This is a genomic window from Glutamicibacter sp. MNS18, from assembly GCF_026107515.2.
Lineage (GTDB): Bacteria > Actinomycetota > Actinomycetes > Actinomycetales > Micrococcaceae > Glutamicibacter.
Genome location: NZ_JAPCHW010000001.1, coordinates 147963 through 173115 on the forward strand (window position 1 = coordinate 147963; position 25153 = coordinate 173115).

Below are 25153 nucleotides of genomic sequence, written 5' to 3' on the forward strand. Positions count from 1 at the left end.
GTTTACCCGGGCGGTGGCGATTGTTGTTTTAACCCCGGAGCCGGTTCCGCACACGCTGCAGGCTGCGCTGGGCGGCCCAGACCGCGGTGATGACCCCGGCCAGCTTCAGGCTCAGTTTCGCGGCGCGTTGCCCCGTCCGGAAGTCGTACACCTGCCATCCCTGGGTCCTGGCGTAGGCACGTAAGCGCGCATCGGGGTTAATGGCCACCGGATGCCCCACGGCTTCGAGCAGGGGCACATCGTTGAAGGAATCCGAATAGGCCCAGGAGTCCTCCAACCGGATGTTCTTCTCCTGCGCCAGCTGCCGCATCGCCTCGGCCTTCTGTTCCCCGTGCAGGATCGACCCGATCAGCTTGCCGGTATAGTGCCCGTTCCTGCTTTCGACCTTGGTGCCCAAGGCCCCGGTCAGTTCCAGGCGGCGGGCGATCACACCGGCCACCTCGGTCGGTGTGGCGGTAACCAGCCACACTTCACGCCCCACATTCAGATGCTGGCGGGCGATGGATACGGTGCCGGCCCAGAGCTTGGGGTGGATGAACTCGTCATAGATTTCGTCACCCAGCTGTTCCATCTGGGCCACGCTGGTGCCCTCAACGAGTTTCAGCGCCCGATCGCGGATGACATTGATATCCCCGAGATGTTCACCGCGCATCAGGAAACGCAGCTGCTTCAGGGCGAAAAAGAGCACCTCGCGCAGCTGGAAGAGCTTGCGCTGGTGCATCTTGCGGGCCACCGCATACAACGAGGCACCCCGGACAAGGGTGTTGTCCACGTCAAAGAACGCGGCAACCACGCTTTCGCCGGCGGATTCGTGCCCTGGACTGTGATCTGGTTCGTTGGCGCGCATTTGATCTATTTTATCCTCAGAGCCGGGCCGGAGGCCGGGTACCGAACCATCCGGAGAGTCTCAATTGGGTCACGCACACCTGCCCGTGGCCGCATCATGAGAATATGGGAGGGTGAGCCGAACACCAGAGATCCAGTTACTGGTCCGTAAGGACTGCCATCTGTGCGCAGCAGCCCGCCAGACAGTGCAGGAGGTGACCTCGCAGCTGGGGCTGGACTTCGGTGAGATCGATATCGACACGGATCCGGTGCTACGCGAACGCCACCATGAAGAGGTCCCGGTGCTGCTCATCGACGGCGCCGTTCGCGATTTCTGGCGGATCGACCCACACCGGCTGCACCGGCTGCTCAGCAGCCAACGCTAAGCCTGCCAGCCCTCGGTAACCAACCGAGCCAAACCACCGAAGGGGTTCCAGTGCCCGAACCACGAGTCCTGCCCGAGGCCACCTTGATGCGCCTGACGCAGTATCTTCGGGCATTGAACACGCTGGCCAACCAGGGCCTGGAACGCACCAGTTCAGGGGTGCTGGCCGATGCCGCGGGGGTGAATCCGGCGATCCTGCGCAAGGACCTGTCGTTGCTGGGTTCCTATGGCACCCGCGGGGTGGGCTATGTCGTACAGGATCTGGCCAACCACATCAACCGTACGCTGGGGTTGAACCAGGACTGGCGGGTCGCCATCCTCGGCGCCGGCAACCTGGGCCGCGCGCTGAGTGGCTATGCCGGCTTCCGTTCGCGCGGGTTCCACGTCAAGGCGATCCTGGACAGTTCCCCGGCGCTGATCGGCGCGGCCGTCGGGGAACTGACGGTCCGTGATTCGGCGCAACTGGCCGAGGTGGTCCAGGAGTTCGAGATCAACATCGCCGTGCTGGCCGTGCCCGGCGAGGCGGCCCAGGGACTGGTTGATGAATTGGCCCTGCTGGGGGTGCGCAGTATCCTCAGCTTCGCCCCGCAGGTGATCCGCGTCCCCGAGGGTGTTGAACTGCGCAGGGTGGACCTGTCCACCGAACTGCAGATCCTGACCTACCATGCGGTGCGCTCGGACGGGCAGCCCGGGCAGGCACAAGGGGCTTAAAGCCCGCCGGCCCCGCCCCGGGAACCAGCAGCGGTACGCCACAGTCCCGGGCCAGGGCCGGATCAGGGTGTGAAGGCCTAACGGTAGCCGGCCATGCGGGCGGCCTTGCGCTGGGCGATGTACTGGCTCGAGGGGCGCAGCCAGGAGAAGACCACACCGGCCACGCCCAGCAACACGCTGGCCACATAGGTGAGCACCAGCATCGAGGTATCGGCTGCATTGGCGTACAGGGCGACACTCGGGATCGTGGCCAACATGCCGACCAACGAGAAGCCGGCCAGGATGGTGGCGATGATGCGCATGGGGTTCACCCCGCGGCCCACGAAGAACCCGACCAGGAAATACAACACCAGCGACACGATCGTGCTCACCACCACGAATCCGGTGATGGTCGCGGCAATGGTGTCGATGAACAGGTCCGGGTTATCCAGCAGGCGCTGGATCTCGGGATTGTTGGCCATGGATGGGTCGGATTCCACCTGTGAACGGAACTCCGACTCGAACAGGCTCCATTCCGAACGGATGACATTGGTCAGGAACTGGGTGCGCTCGAACAGCCAGGCGCTGATGGCCGAGACCACACCGGCGGCCAGGATCAGCCAGAAGGCCAACTTCAGGCTCTGTGGTCGTTCGGTGGGCGGCTGGACCGGGGCGTATCCACCTGCGGGAGGATAGCCGAACTGCTGGGGTTGTCCATAGGGAGCAGGTTGGGTCGGGTCGGGTTGCCCGTAGGGATTACCACCCTGGGCCGGTGGCTGGGGTGGGACACCGCCGTAGGGGTTGTATGGTTGACCGGGAGTTGACTGGTCATCGGGCTGATTCGGGTCGTTGCTACTCATTTTCATTCCTCAATGACGGCAATTGTTTTCCTACTCCAAGCCTAGTGGACGCCCAATTGTGACCGGTACCTCCAAAAGGATGGTTTTTAGTTATGGGAATCCCATGCACCAGCTGTGAAAAGGCGAGTGTAGCCACAATTCTTCTACATTGCCGAAAATATTTGAGAGACTGGAGCTATGCCTAAAACGACCGTCCATTTGCTGCGCCACGGAGAAGTCCATAACCCCGATCGCATCCTCTACGGGCGGATCCCGGGCTACGGGCTGTCCGAACTGGGTTTCGACATGGCCCAGCGTGCCGGGGAACACTTCACTGCGCAACGCGAATCGGGAGCAAAACTGGTCCGTCTGGTTGCCTCCCCGTTGCTGCGCGCACAGCAGACCGCTGAGCCGACCAGCCAGGCGCTGGATCTGCCGATCCACACCGATGAGCGGGTTATCGAGGCGGGAAACCGTTTCGAGGGCCTGTCCCGGGTAGCCAGCAAGCTACGGGAACCCAGGTACTGGTCCTATGTCGTGAACCCCTTCAAGCCGTCCTGGGGTGAACCGTACCGTGAGCAGGTATCCCGGATGCGCGCCGCCATGGACGAACACCGCAAGGCCGCGCTGGCCGAGGCCGGGGACGGTGCACAGGTGGTGATCGTCAGCCACCAGCTGCCCATCTGGGTCACCCGCCGCGCCTCCCAACGCCAGCCGCTGTGGCATGATCCACGGCAGCGCGAGTGCACGCTGACCAGCATCACCAGCTTCGAATTCGAGGGCGACCAACTGGTCAACCTGGTATATAACGAACCAAACGCCGACCTGTTGGCCGGCGCAGCGAACATCCCTGGAGCCTGAGACCATGACCGATGCGTCGAATTCAACACCCCGGGTGGGTCGGCGAACCCTGATGCGCTCGATGCTGCTTGCCGCCGTTGCCCTGCCGCTGGCCGCTTGCACGGTCAAGGACGACCCGCTGGCACAGCAGGCGCGAGCCGGGGACAACAAGAACTACATCGCCGGGGACGGCGCGGTGGAGGAATACGCGGTGGAGCAACGCACCGATCCGGTGCAGATCACCGCGGAAACCTACCAGGGCAGCGACGTCGATTTTGCCGACTATCTCGGCTCCCCGGTGGTCATGAACTTCTGGTACGCCGCTTGCGCCCCGTGCCGGATCGAGGCCCCGCACCTGCGCAAGCTCAATGAGCAGTTCGCGGGAAAGGTGAACTTCTTGGGCGTTAATGTGCGTGATGAGAAGGACGCGGCGCTGGCCTTTGAACGCAGCTTCGAGATTCCCTACGAGTCGGTACAGGACACCTCCGGGGCGATCCAACTGGCCATGACCCAGTACGTACCCCTGCAGGCAGTGCCCACCACCCTGGTCCTGGACCGTAAGGGACGGGTCCGCGCCAGGGTGATCGGTGCGGTCGAGGAAAGCACCTTGCGTTCCCTGATCCAGACCGCGCTCGACGAGGAGCTGTGACGCTTCCCTTGACTGCCAATCCGTTTGCGGAGATCGTGCTGGATGGCTCCCTGCTGTTGGCTGCGCCGGTGGCCATCCTCGCCGGACTGGTCTCCTTCCTCTCCCCATGCGTGCTGCCACTGGTGCCCGGGTACCTGGGGTATGTCACCGGGCTGACCGGTGCCGATCTGTCCGAGCACCGTCGTGGACGGGTGCTCAGCGGGGTCTTGCTGTTCATTGCCGGATTCTCCGCGGTCTTCATCTCCGCCGGGGTGCTCTTCAGCCAGGTGACCGCCTGGCTGCACTTCAACGGGGCCTGGGTGACCCAGTTGCTGGGGCTGGTGGTGATCCTGATGGGCGTGGTGTTCATGGGCGGGATCGGCTTCATGCAGCGCGATCGGAAAATCCACCGCAAACCCAAGGCCGGGCTCTGGGGTGCACCGGTGCTGGGATTCACCTTCGGATTGGGCTGGGCACCGTGTATCGGCCCGACCCTCAGCGCCGTGCTGATCATGAGTACCGGCACCGATGCGAATGCGGCCCGTGGCGGGCTGCTCACCCTGTTCTACTGCATCGGCCTGGGCGTACCGTTTATCCTGATCGCCTTGGGCATGCGTCGCGGCATGGGGTCCATGGGCTTCTTCCGCACCCACCAACTGGCGATCATGCGTTTTGGCGGCGGGATGCTGATCCTGCTGGGTGTGGTGATGGCAACCGGGCTCTGGGGAACCTGGGTGGCTGAACTGCAGAACTGGTTTGCCAATGAAGTGAGGATGCCAATCTAATGGCACGGACGGAAAAAACCGCAACGAAACCCAAGAAACAGGTCAAGCGCAGTGACGCGCCGGTGCTGGGACCGGTGGGCATGCTGCGGTGGATCTGGACACAACTGACGTCCATGTCCACCGCGCTGTTCCTGTTGCTGCTGCTGGCGATCGCCGCGGTGCCCGGGTCGATCTTCCCGCAGCGGCGGGTCAATCCCGAAATGGTCACCGAGTACCTGGAACGCAACCCGGCCAGCGGCCCGTGGCTGGACCGCTTCCAACTCTTCGATGTCTATTCCTCCGCCTGGTTCTCGGCGATCTACATCCTGCTGTTCATCTCCCTGATCGGCTGTATCATCCCGCGGATCAGGAAGCACGCCAAGTCGTTGCGTACCCCGCCACCGCGTACCCCGGCACGCCTGGATCGGTTGCCGCAGTACACGAAGCTGGAGTTCGACGACGCCCAGGGAACGGTTCCCGCACCGCAGGAGGTCCTTCAGGGCACAGCAAAGCTGCTCAAACGCCGCGGCTACCGGGTCCAGATGCGCCCTGATGGCGCCGACCCTTCGGTGGCCGCGGAGCGGGGCTACACCCGCGAAATCGGCAACCTGGTCTTCCATATCTCCCTGGTGGGGGTGCTGGCCTCCATGGGGCTGGGCGGCGCCTTCGGCTATGGCGGGCAGCGCGTGATCGTCGAAGGGGAGACCTTCGTGAACTCGCTGGTGTCCTACGACGCGTTCTCCCCGGGCACGAATTTCAACCCGGAGAACCTTGAACCCTATTCGGTGACCCTGGACAAGTTCGAGATCCTCTTCGACCGTGAATCCGAGACCCACTTCGGCCAGCCGTTGGACTTCACCGCCCATGTGACCACCCGGCGCGGGCCGCAGGCCGAACCGCAGGCCGAGGAAATCAAGGTGAACCACCCCCTGCGGATCAATGGTGCGGATGTGTACCTGGTGGGCAACGGCTATGCCCCGGTGATCACGGTGCGCGACGGAGAGGGGAACGTGGCCTTCTCCGGACCGGTGGTCTCGGTACCGCAGGATTCGGTCTACACCTCGATGATGGTGGCCAAGGTGCCCGACGCGACCCCGGATCAGCTCGGCTTCCAGGGTTTCCTGCTGCCCACGGCGATGCTTGATGAGAACAACTTCGGCATTTCCGGGGACCCGAATGCGATCAACCCCCAGCTGCACCTGAACGCCTATGCCGGGGATCTGGGGATCGATAACGGGGTACCGCAGAACGTCTATGTGCTGGACACCGAGAACATGACCGAGATCAATTCGCGGTCCTTGGATGCCGGCGGCATTATCCTGGAAGCCGGACAGACCTATGAGTTGCCCGACGGGCTGGGTAGCATCACCTTTGACGACCTGAAGCGCTATATCGCGGTGGACATCAACTCGGATCCCGGGAAGCTGCCGATCGCGATCTTCTCGGGACTGGCCCTGCTGGGACTGGGGGTTTCGTTGTTCACTCCACGACGCCGGGTGTGGGTCAAGCTCACCAACGGCGGTGGAACCGGCGGCATCGAGTTCGCGCTGTTGGCACGTGGGGAAGATCCGCGATTGGAAAATGAAGCGCGCGAACTGCGTGCCATCTTCGAGAGGACCTGGCCGGTAGCCCAGGACGATAACGAGCAAGGAGAAGTCCGTGGGAATTAGTAGCCTGAGCGGGTACAACACTTCGTTGGCGCCCATCAACGAGACGTTGGGCGTCTACAGCCAGCTGTTCATGCTGCTGGCGGCCATGGTGTACATGGTGGCCTTCATCTTCTACGCACTGGATCTGGCCCAGACCAACAAGACCATCGCGGCCATGGATGCGGCCGCCTTGGAGAACGACCACAAGGTCCTGGCCACTGCTTCGGCCACGGCCCGCCCCGTGATGCGGAGGAAGGGCTCCAGGGCCGACAATATCGGTGAGCACGTGGTCACCGACAAGATGGAATACACCTCCCGGACGGTTCGGCGCAATATGGCCCGGATCGCGGTGGTGCTCAGCTGGCTGGGTGTGGCCGTGCACGGCTCCGCTGTGGTCTCCCGGGCCGTCGCCGCCAACCGTGTGCCCTGGGGCAATATGTACGAGTTCCTGACCACCGGCGCATTGGTGGTGGCCGTGGTGTACATGATCGCGCTGCTGGTCAAGGACCTGCGGTTCATGGGCTCCTTTATCATCGGCCTGGTCACCTTGATGCTGTGCGCCGCGACCATCGGTTTCCCGACCCCGGTCGGGCATCTGGTGCCGGCACTGCAGAGCCCGTGGATCGTCATCCACGTTTCGATCGCGGTGTTGGCCTCGGCACTGTTCTCGATCAGCTTCGCCATGAACGTGCTGCAGTTGCTGCAGCATTCGCGGATGAACCGCTTGGCCGCCGGCAAACCGGACAAGCTCCCTTTCATGCGCCTGGTGCCTGGCGCCGGGGCACTGGAGAACTTCGCCTACCGGATCAACACCATTGCGTTCGTGATGTGGACCTTCACCCTGATCGCCGGTGCGATCTGGGCCGAAGCAGCCTGGGGCCGCTACTGGGGATGGGACCCGAAGGAAGTCTGGACCTTCGTGATCTGGGTGGTGTACGCCGGATACCTGCATGCCCGGGCGACCGGTGGCTGGACCGGGCCACGTTCGGCCTGGCTGTCGATCATCGGCTACGGTTGCCTGATCTTCAACTTCACCGTGGTGAACATCTACTTCAACGGCTTGCACTCCTACGCCGGGGTGTAGACCCGAGACCACCTTCGAAAAGTGAAGGGCGCTGCCATCAGGCAGCGCCCTTCACGGGGTTAAAGGCACCGGGACACCCGGCCGGGGCGGAAGTTGCTAGGGTGGGTCCATGCGCCCGTTGATGATCCTCTGCGGCTTCCTGCTGGTTGTGGCCCACTCGGTCTATGGCGCCATCGCCATGAACGATCTGGCGGTGGCCGCGGCTAGCGGCGTGCCACTGGATACCGCCGTGGCCGATATGGTGGCCGCCGGCCAGGGCTACAGCACGATACCGGGACTGGTGTTCGCCGCAGTGGGGTGCGTGCTCGCGGTGGCGTGGTTGATCCTGGCAGTTGGTCCCGGACGCGAAATGTCCGGGTGGATGCTCGCCGCAGTGTGGGGTGCGTTCATGGCCTTGGGCGCGCCGGCCTACTTCCTCGCCTCCTTCGGAAACCTGAACTCGGTGGGGGACACCTACGCTGATTGGAACGCCGAAGCCGCGTGGGCCTGGGAATTGCCCGTGTACCTGCTAAGCGGCATGGCGGGACTGCTCATGTTGCTTGCCCTGGGGTGGGCGGCGGTGAACACCTGGCGGGGCACGGAGCGACCGGTCAGCTGAAATGACTGCTGGTGCGGCTTGCACCGTCCGTGAATCCCACCGGACAAGTAGCCAGCGGGTTCGGGCGCGTCGCCGCCCCTGGACGGGCTTGCCGGGGCCTTGGGCAGGACAGGAAAAAGGACCAGGGGCCCGTGGGCCCCTGGTCCTTTTTCAGCTGTCCTTGGAATTCGGATCCGGTGCGTTATCGGTGGACTCACCGGTGGAGTCCTCATCCGGTCCCTTCTTTTTCTTCTTTTTCTCTTCTTCCAGCCGCTTGATTTCGGATTCACGTTGGTTCAGCTCGGTTTCGCGTTGCTGCTGGCGGCGCCAGATCTCCAACTGGCGCAGGAAGTCCTCGTCATCGTCGGGGGCCTGGCTGCGGGGAGCCGGGCCGCCGGGGTGTGCGGTGTTGGGCCGCCCCAACAAGTACCAAAGGCCAGCACCTACCAACGGCAACAGCAGGATCACCAGCAGCCAAGCGGTCTTGGGCAGCGAACGAACCTGATGGCGCTCGGTACGGGCACAGTCGATCATGGAATAGATCGTCAGTGCTACCGCGACCAGCGAAGCGAAAACAATAAAGCGGACCATGTATCCATTCTAGTAAAGATCCGTTGACCGTAATGCTCGGTAGACTGTCCTATGTGCAGTTTCTCAAATATACGGTAATCCGTCTCGGTATCTTCCTGATCGTTTTCTTCTGCCTGTGGCAGCTGATGGCCTGGCCCATTTTCCTGGCCGGGCTGATTGGCTTGGTCGTGGCCTTCGCTGTGTCCTACCTGTTCTTCAACAAGTTGCGCCTGGCCGCGGGCCAGGATGTGCAGAAGCTGTTCGCCCGGACCAATAGCCCCAAGTCGGCCAAGCAGCTGGCGGACGAGGAGATCGAGGATTCCTTCGACGAGGAACAGCGCAAGAACGGGCAGTAGCCGCCGCTACACCAGGTACTGCAGTGCCACGGCCACGCTGAAGAGCAGGGCGTAGACCATGTTCAGGATGCCGGTCTGCTTCAGGACCGGCACCAGCCGGGCCAGGTCCGCCTCGCGCAACATCAGCCAGCAGGGGCGGATGGCCACCAGGAAGGCCGCCAAGACCAGCCACATCCAGGGGTAGTCATTGGTCAGCAACACCGGCAGGACGATGGACACGGCAACCATCACCACATAGCTGATACGGGCCAGCCGGTCGCCCAGGCGCACCGCCAGGGTCATCTTTCCCACCGGCTTGTCGGTGGGAATATCCCGGACGTTATTGGCCATCAGCAGTGCGGTGCCGATCAGTCCGGTGCCGATGGCCCCGATCAGCGAGGCCTCGGTGATCCGGTTGATCTGGGTGTAGGTGGTGCCCATGGTGGCGACCAGTCCGAAGAAGATGAACACATAGACATCCCCCCAGCCGCGGTAACCGTAGGGGTTCTTGCCCCCGGTATATCCCCAGGCGGCAAAGATCGCGGCCACTCCGACCAGCAACAACGGCCAGGCCGAGGACAGGACCACCAACAGCAGGCCGAACACGGCGGCCAGCCCGAAGCAGGTGAATGCGGCGTTGCGGACGTGTTTCGGGGCGGCGGCTCCGGATCCGGTTAAGCGCATCGGACCGACCCGGTCCTCATCGGTGCCGCGGATCCCGTCCGAATAGTCGTTGGAATAGTTCACGCCGATCTGCAGCAGCAGGCCGACGGCCAAGGCCAGCAGGGCACGAACCCAGTGGATCCGGCCATCGGGACCGATCGCCGCCGCGGTACCGATCACCACCGGGGCGATGACGATCGGCAAGGTGCGCAAGCGCGCACCGGCAACCCACTGGGAAATGGTGGCCACGGAAGTAGTCCTTTCGGGAAAAAATCTTCGACCCTCCATTTTCGCCTGAAAAGGCCGAGGGGGCTAATCGGTAGGGTCAGATCCCACTGAGCTGTTCGATGACCAGACGGCGGTTGACCTTGCCATTGGGCAACAACGGCAACCCCTGCGGATAGTGCAGGACCCGTTTGGGTACCGCTGCGGCGCCGATGGTCCGGCGCACCGCCTCGAAGGCGTCCTGGGTGTCGGTGGGTCCGCTGTAGGCCAACCCCACGGCCTGCCCCCACTGGGCGTCCGGTACCGGAACCACCAGGCAGTGGGTGAAGAACTCATCCAGCAACCCCTCGACCTGTCCTGCCGAGAGCTTGATTCCACCGGTGTTGATGACGTCATCCACCCGTCCCTCGATGCGCAGCTTGCCGTTGTCCACGGAGCCCACATCATCGGTCAGGTACCAGCGCAGCCCTTCACGGTGCACGAAGTGCTCCGCGGTCGCCTGCGGGTCCTGCGCATATCCGTCGGCCAGCATCGGGCCGGCGACCAGGATCCTGCCGTCCTCTTCCCGCAGCCGCACACCGGGTAGCGGGGTGCCGTTGTAGACCAGGCCGCCGGCGGTCTCACTGGAACCGTAGGTCTGGAAGATCTTCAGCCCCAGATGACGGGCCGCGGTCAACAGGTCGCGACTGGCCCTGGCCCCACCGAGCAGGATGGCGTCAAAACTCTTCAGCGCGGCAATGGTGCGCGGTTCAGGGGAATCCAGCAACCGGGCCAGCTGGGTGGGTACCAGTGAGGTGAGCTTGTTGGTATCGGTCAGTTCCTCGGCGGCCTCCACGAACTTCTGCGCGCTGAAACCGTCGGCCAGGTCCATCACCACCGGTTGGGTGCCGGCGAACAGCGAACGGGTCAGCACACTGAGCCCGGCGATATAGTGCACCGGCAGGGCCAGTAGCCACTGCCCCTGCAGGCCCAGGAACTCGGCGGTGGCTTCGGCGCTGGCAGCCATCGCGGCGGTGGACAACACCGTGCGCTTGGCACGCCCGGTGGAACCGGAGGTGCGCACCACCACCAGCGGATCGGTGAATCCGGGCAGTTGCTCGTTGCTAAGGTACTCGATGCGCGCACCGTACGGGTTGCCGGGGTCAACGATGACCTCGATCGCCGGGCCACCCTCGTTGATCGCCTCGGCCAGCGCGGTATGCAGCCGGGCGTGCAGGGAATTGGGTCTCATCGGCTGCCGGGCTCTTAGAAGTAGTAGGGGTAGTCGGACCAGTTCGGATCGCGCTTGCCCAGGAACGCGTCGCGGCCCTCGACGGCCTCGTCGGTCATGTAGGCCATGCGGGTTGCCTCGCCGGCGAAGACCTGTTGCCCTGCCAGGCCGTCGTCGGCCAGGTTGAAGGCGAACTTCAGCATCCGGATCGCCTGCGGGGACTGGCGTGCGATATCAGCGGCATACTCCAGTGCCACCTCTTCGAGTCGTTCGTGCTCCACCGCCTCATTGACTGCACCCTTTCGCACCATGTCCTCGGCGGAGTATTCACGGGCGAGGAAGAAGATTTCGCGGGCGGTCTTCTGGCCGACCTGGCGGGCGAGCAGCGCCGAGCCGTAGCCGGCGTCGAAGGACCCCACGGTGGCGTCGGTCTGCTTGAACCTGCCGTGCTGCTTCGAAGCGATAGTCAAGTCCGAGACCACATGCAGGGAGTGTCCGCCGCCGGCGGCCCACCCATTGACCACGCTGATGACCACCTTGGGCATGGTGCGGATCAGGCGTTGCACCTCAAGGATGTGCAACCGTCCGGCCCGGGCCGGGTCGATGGACTCGCGGGTCTCACCCTCGGCATACCGGTACCCGTCCCTGCCACGGATGCGCTGGTCGCCACCGGAGCAGAAGGAGTGGCCACCGTCCTTGGGGGAGGGGCCGTTGCCGGTGAGCAGGACCGTGGCCACATCGCTGGTCATCCGGGCATGGTCCATGGCCCGGTAAAGCTCGTCAACGGTATGCGGCCGGAATGCATTGCGCACTTCGGGGCGGTGGAAGGCGATCCGCACGGTCGGCAGATCGTTTTCGGTCCCGGCCTGCGGATCACGGGCCACTTGGCGGTGGTAGGTGATGTCGGTGAAATCGAAGCCCTCGACAACCCGCCATTGGGTGGGGTCGAAGATGTCGGAGACCTTCTCGGGCAGGGTGGAAATATTCTGGCTACTCACCCTATGCATGCTAGTACGTTCTGCGGTGCTGGGCATGTTGCCCCGCGTAACGGGCGACACGGTACCGTTTCCGGCCTCCCAGCTACAGCCACGGCGCCGGTGCACCACGAAACCGCCTTGAGCTTCATGGTGCACCGGCGCCGTGTGGTGCAGGTGGTGTTGCCGGTCACACCTTGGCTGGTACCTGGGCCAGGATTCCGGTGTCGTGGGCGTCGGGGATCCCGGTCCCGCGCAGGGACGCGCCGGCCGTCTCGGGCATGAAGCGGATGGCCACCACTCCGATGACGCAGGCGACCATCATGTAGATGGCCGGGACCAGCAGGAAACCGGTGGAGTTGATCAGCGCCTCGTTGGCCATGGCGGCCGTACCACCGAATACTGCGGTCGCCACGTTGTAGGTGACGGCGAATCCGGCGAAACGGACCTGGGAGGGGAACATGGCGGGGAAGGTGGCGGTGATCGTGGCCAGCTGCGGGATGTAGAGCAGGCCGAGCACGGCGAAGGCCACGATCGCCCACACGAAGCTCCGGCCCATCAGCCAGAACATTGGCAGGGCGAAGATGAACAGCCCGATCACCGAGAAGTACCAGAGCGGCTTGCGTCCGATCCTGTCCGAGAGCGACCCCGCGAAGGGGATCAGCACCATCATGGCGACCTCGCCGATCAGGATGGTGGCCAGCGAGGCATTGGGATCCAGTCCCAGCTGGGTTTCCAGGTAGGTCGGCATGTAGCTGAGCAGCGTGTAGTTGACCACGTTCAGGGCAATGACCAGGCCGGTCATCACCAGCATCGGGCGCCAGTAGTCCTTGAACAGGTCCTTGAGCGGGCTGGCCTGTTCGACCTCGCCGGCGGCCTCCAGTTCCTGGAAGACCGGGGTGTCCTCGATCTTGTTGCGCAGGTACAGGCCGATGAGGCCCATGGGCAGGGCCAGGAAAAACGGAATACGCCAACCCCAGTCCATCATGGCCTGTTCCGGCAACAGCAGCTGCAGCCCCAGCATGACCGCGGTACCCAGCGCGAAACCGCCCAGGGTGCCGAATTCGAGGAATGAACCGAAGAAACCGCGTTTGCGGTCGGGAGCGTATTCGGCCATGAAGGTTGCGGCGCCACCGTACTCTCCACCGGTGGAGAAACCCTGCACCATGCGCAGCACGATCAACAGCACCGGGGCCAGCACGCCGATCTGTTCGAAGGTGGGTAGGGTGCCGATCAGGAAGGTGGCCCCGGACATGATCAGGATGGTCAGAGCCAGGACCCGTTTGCGTCCGAGCTTGTCACCCAGGGGACCCCAGACCGCACCACCGAGGGGGCGAACCAGGAAGGAAATGGCGAAGGTGGCCAAGGCCAGCAGCCTGCCGCCTTCGGACGGGAAGAAATGGGCGGTGATGTAGGTGACGGCTACGGCATAGACGCCGTAATCGAACCATTCGGTGAGGTTGCCAATGGCGGAGGCGGCGGTGGCCTTGCGGATCTCACTGCGCCCTGCCGAGGTTGACTCGTCGGGGCCGATCTCCTGTGACAGATCGGGGGTGAAGGTGGATTCGGATATCTGATTGTTAGGTTGGCTGTTTACCGGTGGCATTACTGCTCCGTCGTCTCTCAGCTTTCCGTCGACCGGATGCCCAAATACGGCCGGTTTCGTCCGTACTTGGTAACGGTCCACGATCCGGGACTGTGCCCGGAGTCGGTCAAGCAGTTGAGCCTACTCCGATGATTCTCGGCGATCAAGCGTTGACATGGAAATCTTTGCGTCCGAAATCGGATAAAACTCCGGCTGACCTATGATGAAGGCAGGTATTTGTGGAATGGCTCATAGTCGTGTTCTTGACCCGCGGCAGGCAGAATGGGATTCTGTAAGTGAACGAATGGTCGGTAAGTATATCGGGCGCGTCCGCAGTGGGCGCCCCAGGACTTCACCGGTCGACCTGAGTGATCCCGCCGCTGCCTAGCGCGGATGGAATCTGGCCAGCAGACAAAGGAGTATTCATGAGCGAAGCATTCTTGGTGGGAGGCGCCCGCACCCCGGTGGGCCGGTACGGCGGTGCCCTGAGCTCGGTCCGTCCCGACGATCTGGCCGCGTTGACCATCCGCAGCGTCATCGAGGCCGCCGGGATCGATCCATCCCTGGTGGACGAGGTGATCTTCGGCAACGCCAACGGTGCCGGCGAGGAGAACCGGAACGTGGCACGGATGGGCTGGTTGCTGGCCGGATTCCCGGATTCGGTACCAGGGATCACCGTGAACCGGTTGTGCGCCTCGGGGATGAGCGCGATCACCATGGCCAGCCACATGGTCAAGGCCGGCGCGGCCGATATCGTGGTGGCCGGCGGGGTGGAATCCATGTCACGGGCCCCGTGGGTCATGGAAAAGCCAGCGAAGGCGTTCGCGAAGCCCGGGGCGGTATTCGACACCTCGATCGGCTGGCGTTTTACCAATCCGCAGTTCCTCTCCGGGGAGCTTTCGCGCGAGGGCAAGGCCACCTTCTCCATGCCCGAAACCGCCGAGGAGGTCGCCCGGGTCTACAACGTGTCCCGCGAGGACTGCGACGCCTTCGCCTACCAGTCGCACCAGAAGGCCATCGCCGCCATTGCGGCCGGTCGCTTCAAGGACGAAATCGTCCCGGTGACCGTCAAGGGACGCAAGGCCGAGACCGTGGTGGATACCGATGAAGGGCCACGTCCGGAAACCACCCCCGAGGTACTCGCCGGACTGCGGCCGGTGGTCCGCGGCGGCAGCGTGGTCACCGCAGGCAACGCCTCGTCCTTGAACGACGGGGCCTCGGCGATCCTGGTGGTCTCCGAACGCGCCATCGAGCGCTTCGGATTGACCCCGCGGGCCCGCATTATCGAGGGCCAGGCCGCAGGCCTGGCCCCGGAGATCATGGGTATGGGTCCGGTACCGGCAACCCGCAAGGTGCTGGAGCGCGCAGCACTGGACATCGGTCAGATCGGCGCCATGGAAATCAACGAGGCCTTCGCCTCGCAGTCACTGGCCACCGTCCGCGAACTCGGAGTGGATCCGGGCATCGTGAACAATGATGGTGGTGCGATCGCACTGGGTCACCCGCTGGGTTCCAGCGGTTCACGGATCGTGATTTCCCTGCTGGGGCGCATGGAACGCGAACTCGGTGGCCAGGAACGCAAGCTGGGTGTCGCGACCATGTGTGTGGGTGTAGGCCAAGGCACCGCCTTGCTTGTGGAAGGGGTCTAAGCGGTGAACCTGGATTCCACGAATTTCACCACCTTGCAGGTCGTCGAGGAGCAGGACCGGGTACGGGTGCGCTTGCACCGGCCGGAGGTGCGCAATGCGATCGACCAGACGATGGTTGATGAGTTGCACGCCGTATGCGCCCATCTGGAGCGATTCCCCAAGATCCTGATCCTCTCCGGCACCCCTGGGCGGGAGCCGGATGAACAGAATCCCAAGGGCGCCAAGGGGGTTTTCGCCTCCGGCGCCGATATCGCCCAATTGCGCGAACGCCGGCGTGATGACGCGCTGGCCGGGATCAACTCCGGGATTTTCGACCGCATCGCCAAACTGCCGATGCCGGTGATCGCCGCGTTGGACGGGTTCGCCCTGGGTGGCGGCGCCGAGCTGGCATATGCCGCCGATTTCCGGATCGGCACCGAGGCGTTGCGGATGGGCAACCCGGAGACCGGCCTGGGCATCATGGCCGCGGCCGGGGCGACCTGGCGGCTGAAGGAACTGGTGGGCGAGCCGATGGCCAAGCAGATCCTGTTGGCCGGCAAGGTGCTCACCGGGGCCGAATGCCTGGCCGTGGGGCTGGTCAGCGAACTGCATGCCCCGGCCGAACTGGATGCCGCGGCCGAGGCGCTGGCCGACCGGATCGCGGCGCAGGACCCGTTGGCGGTGCGGATCACCAAGAGCGTGTTCCACACCCCGCGCGAGGCGCATCCGGTGATCGACACCCTCGCCCAGGGGATGCTTTTTGAGTCCCCGGCCAAATTTGACCGTATGCAAGCGTTCTTGGACCGAAAGAAGAAGTAACGACCATGACCCAGTCTTTTCCAGAGAATGTCGGTGTGCTCGGTGGTGGGCGCATGGGCGCCGGGATCGCGCACGCGTTCTTGATCAGCGGTGCCACCGTCCGGGTGATCGAACGTGATGATTCATCGGCGGCCGCAGCCCGCGAACGGGTGGTGGCCTCGGTGGACAAGTCCCTGGCCCGCGGTGGAATCACCGAGACCCGCGAGCAGTTGCTGGAGCGCTTCAGCGTGGGGACCGACTACCAGCACTTTGCCGCCTGCCAACTGGTCATCGAGGCGGTCCCGGAAATCTGGGACCTGAAGGTCTCCTCGTTGCAGGCGGTGGAAAAGGTGCTCGGCGCCCAGGCGGTGCTGGCCTCGAATACCTCCAGCCTGTCGGTCTCCGGGCTGGCCGGGGAACTGGTGCGGCCCGAACGGTTCCTGGGACTGCACTTCTTCAACCCGGTGCCAGCCTCCACGCTGATCGAGGTGGTGATCGGCCAGCAGACCGATACGGTGCTGGTGGACGCTGCCCGCGCCTGGGTGAGGCATCTGGGCAAGACGGCTGTGGTGGTCAACGATGCCCCGGGGTTCGCCTCCTCCCGGTTGGGAGTGGCGATCGCGTTGGAGGCCATGCGGATGGTCGAGGAAGGCGTGGCCAGCGCCGAGGATATCGACAATGCCATGGTGTTGGGGTACAAGCATCCCACCGGTCCGTTGAAGACCACCGATATCGTGGGGTTGGATGTGCGCCTGGGGATCGCCGAGTACCTGCATGAGGAACTGGGCGAGCGGTTCGCCCCGCCGCAGATCCTGAAGGACCTGGTGGCCCAGGGCAAGCTGGGTCGCAAGACCGGGCAGGGATTCTACACCTGGTAGGGCAACACACGACGATGCCGGCGGCACCACCCAGCGCGGGTGGTGCCGCCGGCATTTTCATGCGCTGAACAGTTCGGCCAATAACGAGGTGAACAGGGCTTCCGGGTCGCGCTCCAGACCCTTGGAAGCAAACCATTGGCATAGGTTGCGGCAATCACGGAGCAGGAAATCCAGGCCGTTCACGTTCCCGGCCAAATCCACGCATTGCGGGATGTCGATCACTACCAGGCGCTCGCCGGCCACCAACAGGTTGTAGGCCGATAGGTCCCCATGGGCGAGTCCTGCGGCAGCGAACCCCTCCAGGATCCCCACAGCTTGCTCCCACAGATCTGGCAGCCGCTGGTCACCACGCGAAAGCTGATGCAACCGGGGAGCCGCGATGCGCGGGCTCTGCGGATCGCTGATGAATTCCATCAGGATTTCCGTGCCGTCGATCTGCACCGGGTAGGGGACCGCAATCCCCGCCTGGTGGCAACGCACCAGGTAACCGAACTCGGCACTGGCCCATTGCAGGGCCGCGATCTTCCGGCCGTAGGTGCTCGAATTCTTGATGGCGCGATCATCGCGTGAGCGGCGTACGCTGCGGCCCTCGCTGTAGGACTCCGAACGGGTGAACTGCCGGTTCTCCGGGCTCCGGTATCGTTTGGCCGCCAACAGCACCGAGCGGGTCGCGGTGGCCCGCTCCAGGAGGAAAACATCACCCTCCTTGCCGGTCTTGATGGTGCCCTCGGTTGTATCGACCGCGGCCGCATCCTCGATGAGCCAGGAAGGATAGGGTTCGGGCCCGCGGAGCCCCTTTTCAATAGTCGGCCAGGTGGAATGACGTTGGTTCTCGGCTAACTGGTCCAGGGAGGTTTGATCCCAGCGCCGGTTCGGGCGCCGGCTGCGCTGGAAGGTGTCCGGTGTGCCGGCTAACTGGTTTTCATGGATGGAAAAAGACAAAGCAGGTCCTCGGAAAGTTGGGATGGTCGGTGCATTGCGATATGGACAATCATCGGGATCCCTCCTTCGGCCAGGACTGGTTGATAAAACTCAATCGGTAAGACTCTACAGCACGACGAACATGTGATGCAATGGATTCATGGTGGATTCTGCACAATACCGGGCCGCGGCAGAGGATGTGGGCTGGGATGGCGCGGTCAACGCGCGGCGTATTATCGGTGCGACCTACCGCATGGGGCGCCGGGAATGGGTGACCGCGCAGGGGTGGGAACAGATGCGCCGGGCCGGTGTGAGGCGGGTGCTGGACCTGCGCAATCCCGGGGAGAACCGCTCCCGCCCGGCGGACCCCAGGCTTCCCGAGGGTGCGACCGCGGGAATCGAGGTGCTGAATCTGCCGTTGGAGCGTGCGGGAAACCGGCGGTTCGAGAAGGTCGCGGTACCTTATATGAACCACCCCGCGATGTACCGGTTGGTCTGTGAGGAATTCCCCGACCTGATGCGGGAGGTGTTTGCCGAGCTATCCGCAAGCACCGGCGGCGTGGTGGTGCATTGCTCCGCCGGACGGGACCGGTCGGGGCTGGTGGCGAGCCTGTTGCTGGACCTGTCGGGGTACAGCGAGCAGATTCTGCCCCAGGATGAGGCCGCCACCCGGGGGATCAATGAATGGCATCGGGTCAGTGGATACCGCCACCCCCACGAAAGCTACCAGACGCCCGGGGAGCTGGAGCCGGTGATTGCCGATCGTGCCCGGGCGCTGGAAGAATTCATGGGATGGCTTGGCGGAGCTCGGGGTTTCCTGCAAGGGATCGGCGTATCGGCCGACGAGCTGCACGCATTGCGCGGCACCGTGCTGGCGGTCGGGCGCTGAGCGCCACCAGGATCTAGTGCGCCGGCTTGTCGATCACCAGGTTGGTGATCCGCAAGGTGCACAGGCGCCGGTCCTGGTCGTCGGTCAGCACCACGTCATGGCTGGTGATCCGGCGTCCCAGTTTGATCGGGGTTGCGGTGATGGTGACTTCCCCGGAGGTGGCCGAGCGGTGGTGGGTGGCACTGACATCAACCCCGACAACCACCTTGCCGAACGTCGAGGCGTACTTCACGGCCGCCCAGGAGCCCACGGCTTCTCCGACGGCCAACGAAGCCCCGCCATGCAGCAGGCCGAAGGACTGCGTATTGCCGGCTACCGGCATGCGGGCCACCACCTTGTCCACCGATTCCTCGATGATGCGCACCCCCATCTTGCGGTCCAGCTCGCCCAATTCGATCGTCCAGGGTTCCAACGTGGTTTCCTGTTTCTCGGTGCGCGACATAGTGTCCTCCTGAGGTGTTGCCGATCACTCAATGCTGTTACTGTAGATTCTAATACTGACCGATCGTTCAGGAAGGAATTGTGTCGATGTCGACTGCCCAAACCACAGTGGTTCCCAGTTTCATTGCCGGCCAGTGGCTCAGCCCAGAAGGGGAAGGGGGAACCAGCGTCCTTGACGCCAATACCGGTGAGCTGGTTGCCACGGTGAGTGCCGAGCGCCTTGATGTGGCTGCAGCCCTGGAGTATGGGCGCACCGTCGGACACCGCGAGCTGGCCAAGCTCTCGCTTCACGAGCGAGCCCTGAAGCTCAAGGAACTGGCGATGTACCTCAATGATCGCCGCAAGGAGCTCTACGAGATCTCGTTCCGCACCGGTGCCACCAAGATCGACTCGATGGTCGATATCGACGGCGGGATCGGGGTGCTGTTCACCTTCTCCTCCAAGGGGCGGCGCGAGCTTCCCAACTCGAACGTGATCCTGGACGGTCCAACCGAGCCGTTGAGCAAGGACGGGTCCTTTATCGGAACCCATATCTACACCGCCATGGCCGGTGTGACGGTGCAGATCAACGCCTTCAACTTCCCGGTGTGGGGCATGCTGGAGAAGTTCGCCCCGGCCTTCGTGGCCGGCGTGCCCACGATCGTCAAGCCCGCCACACCTACCGGTTACCTCTCCGAGGCCGTGGTGCGCATGATGCTTGAATCCGGGCTGCTGCCCGAGGGTTCACTGCAACTGCTCTCGGGATCCGCCCGTGACGTCCTGGACCACATGGATTACCGGGATATGGTCGCCTTCACCGGTTCGGCGGCTACCGCCAACCGCTTGAAAGCCCACAAGAACGTCTTGGACGGCGGAGTGAAGTTCACCGCCGAAACCGACTCGCTGAACGCGGCTATCCTGGGTCCTGATGCCACGGAAGGAACGCCGGAGTTCGAGGCCTTCGTCAAGGCGGTCGTCAGCGAGATGACCAGCAAGGCCGGGCAGAAGTGCACCGCGATCCGCCGTAGTATCGTGCCCGAGGCGCTCGTGGATGCGGTCATCAAGGCGGTGGGCGAGAGGATCGATGCGCGAACCGTGATCGGCGATCCACGTGTGGACGGTGTCACCATGGGTGCACTGGCTTCGCTGGATCAGCTGCGTGATGTGCGACAGGCGGTGCAGGACCTGGTCGATGCCGGTGGCGAGCTGGCCTACGGGACGCTGGATGCCCCGCGGGTGCGCATCTCCGAGCAGGAAACCGCGGTGGTCGAGAACGGAGCCTTCATGTCTCCGCTGGTCCTGCGCTGGCAGGATGCGGGGAACTCCGCCCTCCATTCACGTGAGGCTTTCGGCCCGGTCTCCTCGGTAGTGGGCTACCGGGACCTGGAGCACGCAGTGGAGCTGGCAGCCAAGGGCGCCGGTTCGCTGGTGGCCACCGTGTGCACCAATGATCCCGATGCCATGACCCGGCTGACGGTCGGTATTGCGGCACACCATGGTCGGGTGCACATCCTGAACCGGGAAACGGCGCGTTCGACCACCGGGCATGGCTCCCCGGTTCCGCACCTGGTCCATGGCGGGCCGGGACGTGCCGGTGGTGGCGAGGAACTGGGCGGTATCCGTTCGGTCAAGCACCATATGCAGCGCACAGCGGTGCAGGGCTCCCCGAATATGCTCAGCGCGCTGACCGGTATCTGGCACACCGGCTCCGCTCAGCGGATCGCCGGTAGCGAGAAGTACGGTGCCCAGCCGGGTAACGTCCATCCCTTCCGCAAATCGCTGGCCGAGCTGCGGATCGGCGACGCCTTCGCTTCTGACCTGCGCAAGGTGAGCCTGGAGGAGATCACCGCATTCGCCCAGGAAACCGGAGACACCTTCTACGCGCATACCGACCAGGCCGCCGCCGAGGCGAACCCCTTCTTCCCGGGCATTGTCGCCCACGGATACCTGCTGGTCTCCTGGGCTGCCGGGTTGTTCGTGGAACCGGCGCCGGGACCGGTGCTGGCGAACTACGGCCTGGAAAGCCTGCGTTTCATCACCCCGGTGGGTGCGGGGGACTCGATCCGGGTCACCCTGACCGCCAAGAAGATCACCCCGCGCGTCACCGACGAATACGGTGAGGTTGCCTGGGATGCGGTACTGCACAACCAGGATGACGAGATCGTGGCCACCTACGATGTTCTGACCCTGGTGGAGAAAACCGACTCCACCTACGCCAACTGGGACCGGTAGGCAGCTGATGCCACCGGCCAAGGCCCCGTCCCGGGACTCCGGGACGGGGCCTTGGCCATGGGCCCGCTGGCTACAGCTACCAAGGCAAAAATCCCCGTCCGGGTCGTTTCCGGGCGGGGATCACTTGTCCCTGCAGGGGACGGAAGCCAGGGCTCCTAATTCGTTTCCAGGGTGGTTGCGGCATCGGCGGCAGACTCACCACGGGTGGGCAGGCCACGCCAGGCGAACCAGCCGTAGACCGAGGCCAACACCATGAAGACCCAAGTGCCCAGCAACGCCAGGGCAGGATTGCTGTTGAAGATGGTGACCACGTAAACCAGCGAGGCCAGGGCCATCAATAGCCACCCCGGGCGCAGGCCACAGGCAATCAGGGCGAAGGAGGTGACGACCAGGGCCTCTGATACGAAGGACAGCCAGATAACCGAGGTCCCTGCCGTGAACGCGAAACCGGTCGTCAACATCTCACCCAGATGCAGGGCGGTCAACCCGAGCACACCAAGCACGGTCAGGATGATCGGCATCAGTCCGAAACGTCCCAAGGTGACCTTGCGGGTGAATTTGCCCTGGAATTCAAAGCGAGAGAAGCGCCATAGGCCGAAGGCAGCCAGCGCGAAGTAGGGCAACGCATAGCTGAGCAGCGTCAGGTCATACTGCAGGGCGATGACCAAGGGGCCGGCGAAGACCGCGAGCATTTGCGCCCACCAGCCCAGGTCATTGCGGTGTGCCAGCAGCAGGGCTGCGACCACCGAGAGCAAGGCGCTGAGCGAGAACAAGGCGACCTGGGTGCCGGACTCGGTGCCCGGCAGCTGCGAGAAAAGGTTAAAGAATATTTCTTCCACGACACTACTTAGCTTGAACGGGTGTTGCTGACTGGGCAGAGGTCACCCACCTGCCCCCACGATGCTACAACCAGAACCTGTGAAGCTACTTCTTGTGGGCGTGCAGGCCCTCGAAAACCATGGAGATGGCATCCTGCTCCAGCGCCGAGGCATTCAGCGGACCATCTTCACGGTACCAGTCGACCACGGAGTTGATCATGCCGAACAACAGCCGGGCCGTGGCCCGGGGTTCCAGATCCACGCGCAGCGATCCTTCCGATTGGGCCAGGGTGACCAGCTCGGCAAGCTTGCGATCCAGTTCGCGGCGGCGGGCCAGCGCGGTACGCTCCAGCTCGGTGTTGCCGCGAAGGCGCAATAACAAGGTGACACAGGGGCGCTTGGCGATCAGGATCCGGAAGGTCTCGCGCAGGAACAGTTCCAACCGTTCGTCGGCGCTGCGCTGGTGTGTGTGCTCATCCTGGACCACCGCTTCCAAGGGGATCAACGCCTCATCCAATGCCAGTCGCAGGAGGTCTTCCTTCGAAGGCACGTGGTGGTAGATCGCGGATTTGCTGATACCCAGTCGATCGGCAAGCTTGCCCATGCTGGTGGCTTCATAGCCATGCTGGTTAAAGAGTTCAACCGCAATGGTCAGGACCGAATCCTGGTCGTAACCGGGACGGCCACGTTTTGCGGCGGTGTTCATTGTTTCGATTGCAGGCATGGTGTCTCGATTATCCCATGGGATGGGTTAAAACAGTGGAGTGTGAAAGCAAGGACACATGCCCGCACACTCCACCGCTGACCCACCCCTTATTCGTTGCGCATGTCGTAGATGCGCTTGAGCTTGCCCATGGAGCGTTCCAGGGTCTCCGGTTCTAGGACCTCGACGGCGCAGCTGGAGCCGACATGGATCTTGATCAGTGCCGCGAGCTCCTTGCCGGCGGTGGAGACTTCGTGGGTCGTGGCATCCGGCCGGCGCTCCACCTTGACCGCCAGTTGGTCCATGCGCCCCGGACGGGTCAGTACCAACTGGAAGTGCGGGGAAAGAGCCGGGACCTTCAGGATCAGTTCCTCGATCTGGCTGGGGAACAGGTTCACCCCGCGCAGGATGATCATGTCGTCACTGCGTCCGGTGATCCGCCCCATCCGACGGTGCCCCGGGCGTGCGGTGCCCGGAAGCAGGCGGGTCAGGTCGTGGGTGCGGTAGCGGATGATCGGCAGGGCCTGCTTGGTCAGCGAGGTGAAAACCAGTTCCCCGTGTTCCCCGTCGGACAGGACCTTGGATGAATCGTAGGCATCGAGGATCTCCGGGCGGAAATGGTCCTCCCAGATGTGGCTGCCGTCCTTCAGCTCGTTGGATTCGCCGGCCACACCCGGGCCCATGACCTCGCTCAATCCGTAGATGTCACAGGCATCCAGCGCGAACATCTCTTCCAGCTCATGGCGCATCTCCTCGGTCCACGGCTCCGCTCCGAGGACCGCGACCTTCAGGGAGGTGGCCCGCGGATCCAGTCCCATGCGCTGCATGGCATCGCCGATGGTCAGCAGGTAGGAGGGGGTGCACAGGATCGCATCCGGCTGGAAGTCGTTGAGCAGGGTGATCTGCTTTTCGGTTTGCCCGCCGGACATCGGGATCACCGTGGTACCCAGGCGTTCGGCGGCGCCGTGGGCGCCCAGGCCGCCGGTGAACAGGCCGTAGCCGTAGGCGTTGTGCACCTTCCAACCGGGTTTGACCCCCGACAGGCGCAGGCAGCGTGCACCGAGCTTGGCCCAGTCATCCAGGTCCTGCTGGGTGTATCCCACGACCGTGGCCCGCCCGGTGGTACCGGATGAGGCGTGGATGCGGGCCACCTCATGCTGCGGAACGGCGAACATTCCGAAGGGGTAGGACTTGCGCAGGTCCTCCTTCTCCGTGAACGGGAACTTGGCCAGGTCGGCCAGCTCCTTCAGGTCACCGGGATGGACCCCCGCGGCGTCGTACTTCTCCTTGTAATACGGCACGCGGTCGTAGGCGTAGGCGATGATTTCCTGCAGCCGGGTGAGCTGGATCGACTCGATCTGGTCGCGGCTCATGGTCTCTTCCGGATCCAACGGGTTGGGCAGCTCTGCTCTTTCGGTGTTCTGGGACATGCTCGAATCTTTCGCTCGTGTGATGCTGGACAGGAAGTCTAGGCGGGTTTGGGGATGGTGCGTGACCGGCCACGGAAGACGGCGAGTAGCTCATCCTCGCCGTGCGGGGTGGTCTGGGTGACCTTGATGTCGTAGACGCCGCTACGCCCCTGCTGGGCCACGCGTTGCCCGTGTGCGGTGAGTGTGCGTCCGGGAATCCCGGGTTTCAGGAAATTGATATCGACCCCGGAGGCGACGGTGATCGTCTCGTCGGACCCTTCCGCCGGGTTGCAGCTCAGGGCAAAGGCCGTGTCCGCCAGGGCGAAGACCATCCCGCCATGGGCGATCCCGAAGCCGTTGAGCATTTCCTGGCGTAGTTGCATGCTGATCGTTGCGGTCCCCTCGCCGACGGCCAACAGCTCGATCCCCATCCACTGGGTGGCGTAGTCGTCGGTCAAGATGGCGTGGGAAAGGCTTTGGTTGACTTGAGTTTCGCTCATGGACACCCCTGCGTGAATTATTTACCGAACGATCATTAGGTAATAATGAATTGTGGCTCAAGTCAAGCCGGGCTGTCCAGTGTTTCCTCCGTGAACGATGTGGGAGGAACCGGT

Annotated in this window: 27 protein-coding genes; 14 read left to right on the forward strand and 13 right to left on the reverse strand. The window is 63.7% G+C overall.

The features are described from left to right. Positions 1-28: 28 nt before the first annotated feature. Positions 29-847 carry an HAD family hydrolase gene (locus OK351_RS00680; protein ID WP_265155401.1) on the reverse strand — a complete coding sequence of 273 codons (819 nt, stop codon included), beginning with the start codon at positions 845-847 and terminating at the stop codon, positions 29-31. 112 nt (positions 848-959) lie between these two features. On the opposite strand from OK351_RS00680, the gene OK351_RS00685 reads away from it, so the two are divergent. Continuing rightward, positions 960-1211 carry a glutaredoxin family protein gene (locus OK351_RS00685; RefSeq protein ID WP_265155402.1) on the forward strand — a complete coding sequence of 84 codons (252 nt, stop codon included), beginning with the start codon at positions 960-962 and terminating at the stop codon, positions 1209-1211. Between the two features lie 2 nt (positions 1212-1213). After that, entirely contained in the window at positions 1214-1921 is a 708-nt protein-coding gene (locus OK351_RS00690; protein WP_371931364.1) for a redox-sensing transcriptional repressor Rex, read from the forward strand. 77 nt (positions 1922-1998) lie between these two features. On the opposite strand, the gene OK351_RS00695 is transcribed toward OK351_RS00690, so the two are convergent. Continuing rightward, entirely contained in the window at positions 1999-2760 is a 762-nt protein-coding gene (locus OK351_RS00695) for a proline-rich domain-containing protein (RefSeq protein WP_265155405.1), read from the reverse strand. 177 nt (positions 2761-2937) lie between these two features. On the opposite strand from OK351_RS00695, the gene OK351_RS00700 reads away from it, so the two are divergent. The 6 genes from OK351_RS00700 to OK351_RS00725 all read left to right on the forward strand — a co-directional run bounded on the left by OK351_RS00700 (position 2938) and on the right by OK351_RS00725 (position 8302). Then, complete coding sequence (locus OK351_RS00700) at positions 2938-3600, forward strand: histidine phosphatase family protein (protein ID WP_265155407.1); 663 nt, start codon at positions 2938-2940, stop codon at positions 3598-3600. A 4-nt stretch (positions 3601-3604) separates the two neighbouring features. Next, the gene (locus OK351_RS00705; protein WP_265155408.1) at positions 3605-4228 is read left to right on the forward strand and encodes a TlpA family protein disulfide reductase; all 624 of its coding nucleotides are present in this window, start codon (positions 3605-3607) and stop codon (positions 4226-4228) included. A gap of 8 nt (positions 4229-4236) precedes the next feature. Then, the gene (locus OK351_RS00710; protein ID WP_265155409.1) at positions 4237-4992 is read left to right on the forward strand and encodes a cytochrome c biogenesis CcdA family protein; all 756 of its coding nucleotides are present in this window, start codon (positions 4237-4239) and stop codon (positions 4990-4992) included. After that, entirely contained in the window at positions 4992-6641 is a 1650-nt protein-coding gene (locus tag OK351_RS00715) for a cytochrome c biogenesis protein ResB (protein WP_265155410.1), read from the forward strand. The genes OK351_RS00710 and OK351_RS00715 overlap by 1 nt, the downstream gene beginning before the upstream one ends. Before the next feature lie 25 nt (positions 6642-6666). Then, positions 6667-7704, forward strand: a complete 1038-nt coding sequence (gene ccsB / locus OK351_RS00720; protein ID WP_265155781.1) for a c-type cytochrome biogenesis protein CcsB — start codon at positions 6667-6669, stop codon at positions 7702-7704. 109 nt (positions 7705-7813) lie between these two features. After that, positions 7814-8302, forward strand: a complete 489-nt coding sequence (locus OK351_RS00725; RefSeq protein WP_265155411.1) for a hypothetical protein — start codon at positions 7814-7816, stop codon at positions 8300-8302. A 150-nt stretch (positions 8303-8452) separates the two neighbouring features. Here OK351_RS00725 and OK351_RS00730 read toward each other — a convergent pair whose 3' ends face one another. Then, positions 8453-8872 (reverse strand): PLDc N-terminal domain-containing protein, encoded by a 420-nt coding sequence (locus tag OK351_RS00730; protein ID WP_265155412.1) that lies wholly within the window; start codon positions 8870-8872, stop codon positions 8453-8455. Between the two features lie 53 nt (positions 8873-8925). Between OK351_RS00730 and OK351_RS00735 the strand changes: the two genes are divergently transcribed. Then, positions 8926-9207, forward strand: a complete 282-nt coding sequence (locus OK351_RS00735; protein WP_265155413.1) for a DUF4229 domain-containing protein — start codon at positions 8926-8928, stop codon at positions 9205-9207. 6 nt (positions 9208-9213) lie between these two features. Here the strand turns inward: OK351_RS00735 and OK351_RS00740 are convergent, their stop codons facing one another. The 4 genes from OK351_RS00740 to OK351_RS00755 form a co-directional block, all read right to left on the reverse strand. Further along, a complete protein-coding gene (locus OK351_RS00740; protein WP_265155414.1) occupies positions 9214-10098 on the reverse strand; it encodes a 1,4-dihydroxy-2-naphthoate polyprenyltransferase in 885 nt (294 codons plus the stop codon). A gap of 76 nt (positions 10099-10174) precedes the next feature. Next, the gene (locus OK351_RS00745) at positions 10175-11305 is read right to left on the reverse strand and encodes an AMP-binding protein (protein WP_265155416.1); all 1131 of its coding nucleotides are present in this window, start codon (positions 11303-11305) and stop codon (positions 10175-10177) included. Positions 11306-11319: 14 nt separating this feature from the next. After that, positions 11320-12291 carry a 1,4-dihydroxy-2-naphthoyl-CoA synthase gene (locus OK351_RS00750; RefSeq protein WP_265155417.1) on the reverse strand — a complete coding sequence of 324 codons (972 nt, stop codon included), beginning with the start codon at positions 12289-12291 and terminating at the stop codon, positions 11320-11322. 157 nt (positions 12292-12448) lie between these two features. Next, positions 12449-13864 carry an MFS transporter gene (locus OK351_RS00755; protein WP_265155418.1) on the reverse strand — a complete coding sequence of 472 codons (1416 nt, stop codon included), beginning with the start codon at positions 13862-13864 and terminating at the stop codon, positions 12449-12451. A gap of 404 nt (positions 13865-14268) precedes the next feature. Here OK351_RS00755 and OK351_RS00760 point away from each other — a divergent pair, with 404 nt between their 5' ends. Genes OK351_RS00760 through OK351_RS00770 form a run of 3 tightly spaced genes read left to right on the forward strand, consistent with a single transcriptional unit; the run spans position 14269 to position 17147 of the window. Then, positions 14269-15492 carry a thiolase family protein gene (locus OK351_RS00760; protein ID WP_265155419.1) on the forward strand — a complete coding sequence of 408 codons (1224 nt, stop codon included), beginning with the start codon at positions 14269-14271 and terminating at the stop codon, positions 15490-15492. Positions 15493-15495: 3 nt separating this feature from the next. Further along, a complete protein-coding gene (locus tag OK351_RS00765; protein WP_265155420.1) occupies positions 15496-16290 on the forward strand; it encodes an enoyl-CoA hydratase/isomerase family protein in 795 nt (264 codons plus the stop codon). Positions 16291-16295: 5 nt separating this feature from the next. Then, complete coding sequence (locus OK351_RS00770; protein WP_265155421.1) at positions 16296-17147, forward strand: 3-hydroxyacyl-CoA dehydrogenase family protein; 852 nt, start codon at positions 16296-16298, stop codon at positions 17145-17147. 57 nt (positions 17148-17204) lie between these two features. On the opposite strand, the gene OK351_RS00775 is transcribed toward OK351_RS00770, so the two are convergent. Beyond that, positions 17205-18089, reverse strand: coding sequence for an RIO1 family regulatory kinase/ATPase domain-containing protein (locus OK351_RS00775; protein WP_265155422.1), 885 nt, complete (start codon positions 18087-18089; stop codon positions 17205-17207). 139 nt (positions 18090-18228) lie between these two features. On the opposite strand from OK351_RS00775, the gene OK351_RS00780 reads away from it, so the two are divergent. Further along, positions 18229-18957 (forward strand): tyrosine-protein phosphatase, encoded by a 729-nt coding sequence (locus tag OK351_RS00780; RefSeq protein WP_265155423.1) that lies wholly within the window; start codon positions 18229-18231, stop codon positions 18955-18957. Positions 18958-18970: 13 nt separating this feature from the next. Here the strand turns inward: OK351_RS00780 and OK351_RS00785 are convergent, their stop codons facing one another. Further along, positions 18971-19399 carry a hotdog fold thioesterase gene (locus OK351_RS00785; RefSeq protein ID WP_265155424.1) on the reverse strand — a complete coding sequence of 143 codons (429 nt, stop codon included), beginning with the start codon at positions 19397-19399 and terminating at the stop codon, positions 18971-18973. Positions 19400-19485: 86 nt separating this feature from the next. On the opposite strand from OK351_RS00785, the gene paaZ reads away from it, so the two are divergent. After that, entirely contained in the window at positions 19486-21609 is a 2124-nt protein-coding gene (paaZ, locus tag OK351_RS00790; RefSeq protein ID WP_265155425.1) for a phenylacetic acid degradation bifunctional protein PaaZ, read from the forward strand. A 155-nt stretch (positions 21610-21764) separates the two neighbouring features. Here the strand turns inward: paaZ and OK351_RS00795 are convergent, their stop codons facing one another. From OK351_RS00795 to paaI, 4 genes are all read right to left on the reverse strand, one after another. Beyond that, positions 21765-22448 (reverse strand): nicotinamide mononucleotide transporter, encoded by a 684-nt coding sequence (locus tag OK351_RS00795; protein WP_265155427.1) that lies wholly within the window; start codon positions 22446-22448, stop codon positions 21765-21767. Between the two features lie 85 nt (positions 22449-22533). Next, the gene (locus OK351_RS00800) at positions 22534-23133 is read right to left on the reverse strand and encodes a TetR/AcrR family transcriptional regulator (protein WP_265155428.1); all 600 of its coding nucleotides are present in this window, start codon (positions 23131-23133) and stop codon (positions 22534-22536) included. A 107-nt stretch (positions 23134-23240) separates the two neighbouring features. Beyond that, positions 23241-24560, reverse strand: coding sequence for a phenylacetate--CoA ligase family protein (locus OK351_RS00805; protein WP_265155429.1), 1320 nt, complete (start codon positions 24558-24560; stop codon positions 23241-23243). A gap of 38 nt (positions 24561-24598) precedes the next feature. Further along, on the reverse strand, positions 24599-25039 hold the full coding sequence (gene paaI / locus OK351_RS00810; protein WP_265155430.1) for a hydroxyphenylacetyl-CoA thioesterase PaaI: 441 nt from the start codon (positions 25037-25039) through the stop codon (positions 24599-24601). Positions 25040-25153 lie beyond the last annotated feature (114 nt).

Excerpts from the sequence above, each read along its gene's own strand:
- OK351_RS00680 (WP_265155401.1), bottom strand. The coding sequence starts at position 847 with ATGCGCGCCAACGAACCAGATCACAGTCCAGGGCACGAATCCGCCGGC.
- OK351_RS00695 (WP_265155405.1), bottom strand. The coding sequence starts at position 2,760 with ATGAGTAGCAACGACCCGAATCAGCCCGATGACCAGTCAACTCCCGGT.
- OK351_RS00700 (WP_265155407.1), top strand. The coding sequence starts at position 2,938 with ATGCCTAAAACGACCGTCCATTTGCTGCGCCACGGAGAAGTCCATAAC.
- OK351_RS00705 (WP_265155408.1), top strand. The coding sequence starts at position 3,605 with ATGACCGATGCGTCGAATTCAACACCCCGGGTGGGTCGGCGAACCCTG.
- OK351_RS00715 (WP_265155410.1), top strand. The coding sequence starts at position 4,992 with ATGGCACGGACGGAAAAAACCGCAACGAAACCCAAGAAACAGGTCAAG.
- OK351_RS00725 (WP_265155411.1), top strand. The coding sequence starts at position 7,814 with ATGCGCCCGTTGATGATCCTCTGCGGCTTCCTGCTGGTTGTGGCCCAC.
- OK351_RS00730 (WP_265155412.1), bottom strand. The coding sequence starts at position 8,872 with ATGGTCCGCTTTATTGTTTTCGCTTCGCTGGTCGCGGTAGCACTGACG.
- OK351_RS00745 (WP_265155416.1), bottom strand. The coding sequence starts at position 11,305 with ATGAGACCCAATTCCCTGCACGCCCGGCTGCATACCGCGCTGGCCGAG.
- OK351_RS00750 (WP_265155417.1), bottom strand. The coding sequence starts at position 12,291 with ATGCATAGGGTGAGTAGCCAGAATATTTCCACCCTGCCCGAGAAGGTC.
- OK351_RS00755 (WP_265155418.1), bottom strand. The coding sequence starts at position 13,864 with ATGCCACCGGTAAACAGCCAACCTAACAATCAGATATCCGAATCCACC.
- OK351_RS00760 (WP_265155419.1), top strand. The coding sequence starts at position 14,269 with ATGAGCGAAGCATTCTTGGTGGGAGGCGCCCGCACCCCGGTGGGCCGG.
- OK351_RS00770 (WP_265155421.1), top strand. The coding sequence starts at position 16,296 with ATGACCCAGTCTTTTCCAGAGAATGTCGGTGTGCTCGGTGGTGGGCGC.
- OK351_RS00780 (WP_265155423.1), top strand. The coding sequence starts at position 18,229 with ATGGTGGATTCTGCACAATACCGGGCCGCGGCAGAGGATGTGGGCTGG.
- OK351_RS00785 (WP_265155424.1), bottom strand. The coding sequence starts at position 19,399 with ATGTCGCGCACCGAGAAACAGGAAACCACGTTGGAACCCTGGACGATC.
- paaZ (WP_265155425.1), top strand. The coding sequence starts at position 19,486 with ATGTCGACTGCCCAAACCACAGTGGTTCCCAGTTTCATTGCCGGCCAG.
- OK351_RS00800 (WP_265155428.1), bottom strand. The coding sequence starts at position 23,133 with ATGAACACCGCCGCAAAACGTGGCCGTCCCGGTTACGACCAGGATTCG.
- OK351_RS00805 (WP_265155429.1), bottom strand. The coding sequence starts at position 24,560 with ATGTCCCAGAACACCGAAAGAGCAGAGCTGCCCAACCCGTTGGATCCG.
- paaI (WP_265155430.1), bottom strand. The coding sequence starts at position 25,039 with ATGAGCGAAACTCAAGTCAACCAAAGCCTTTCCCACGCCATCTTGACC.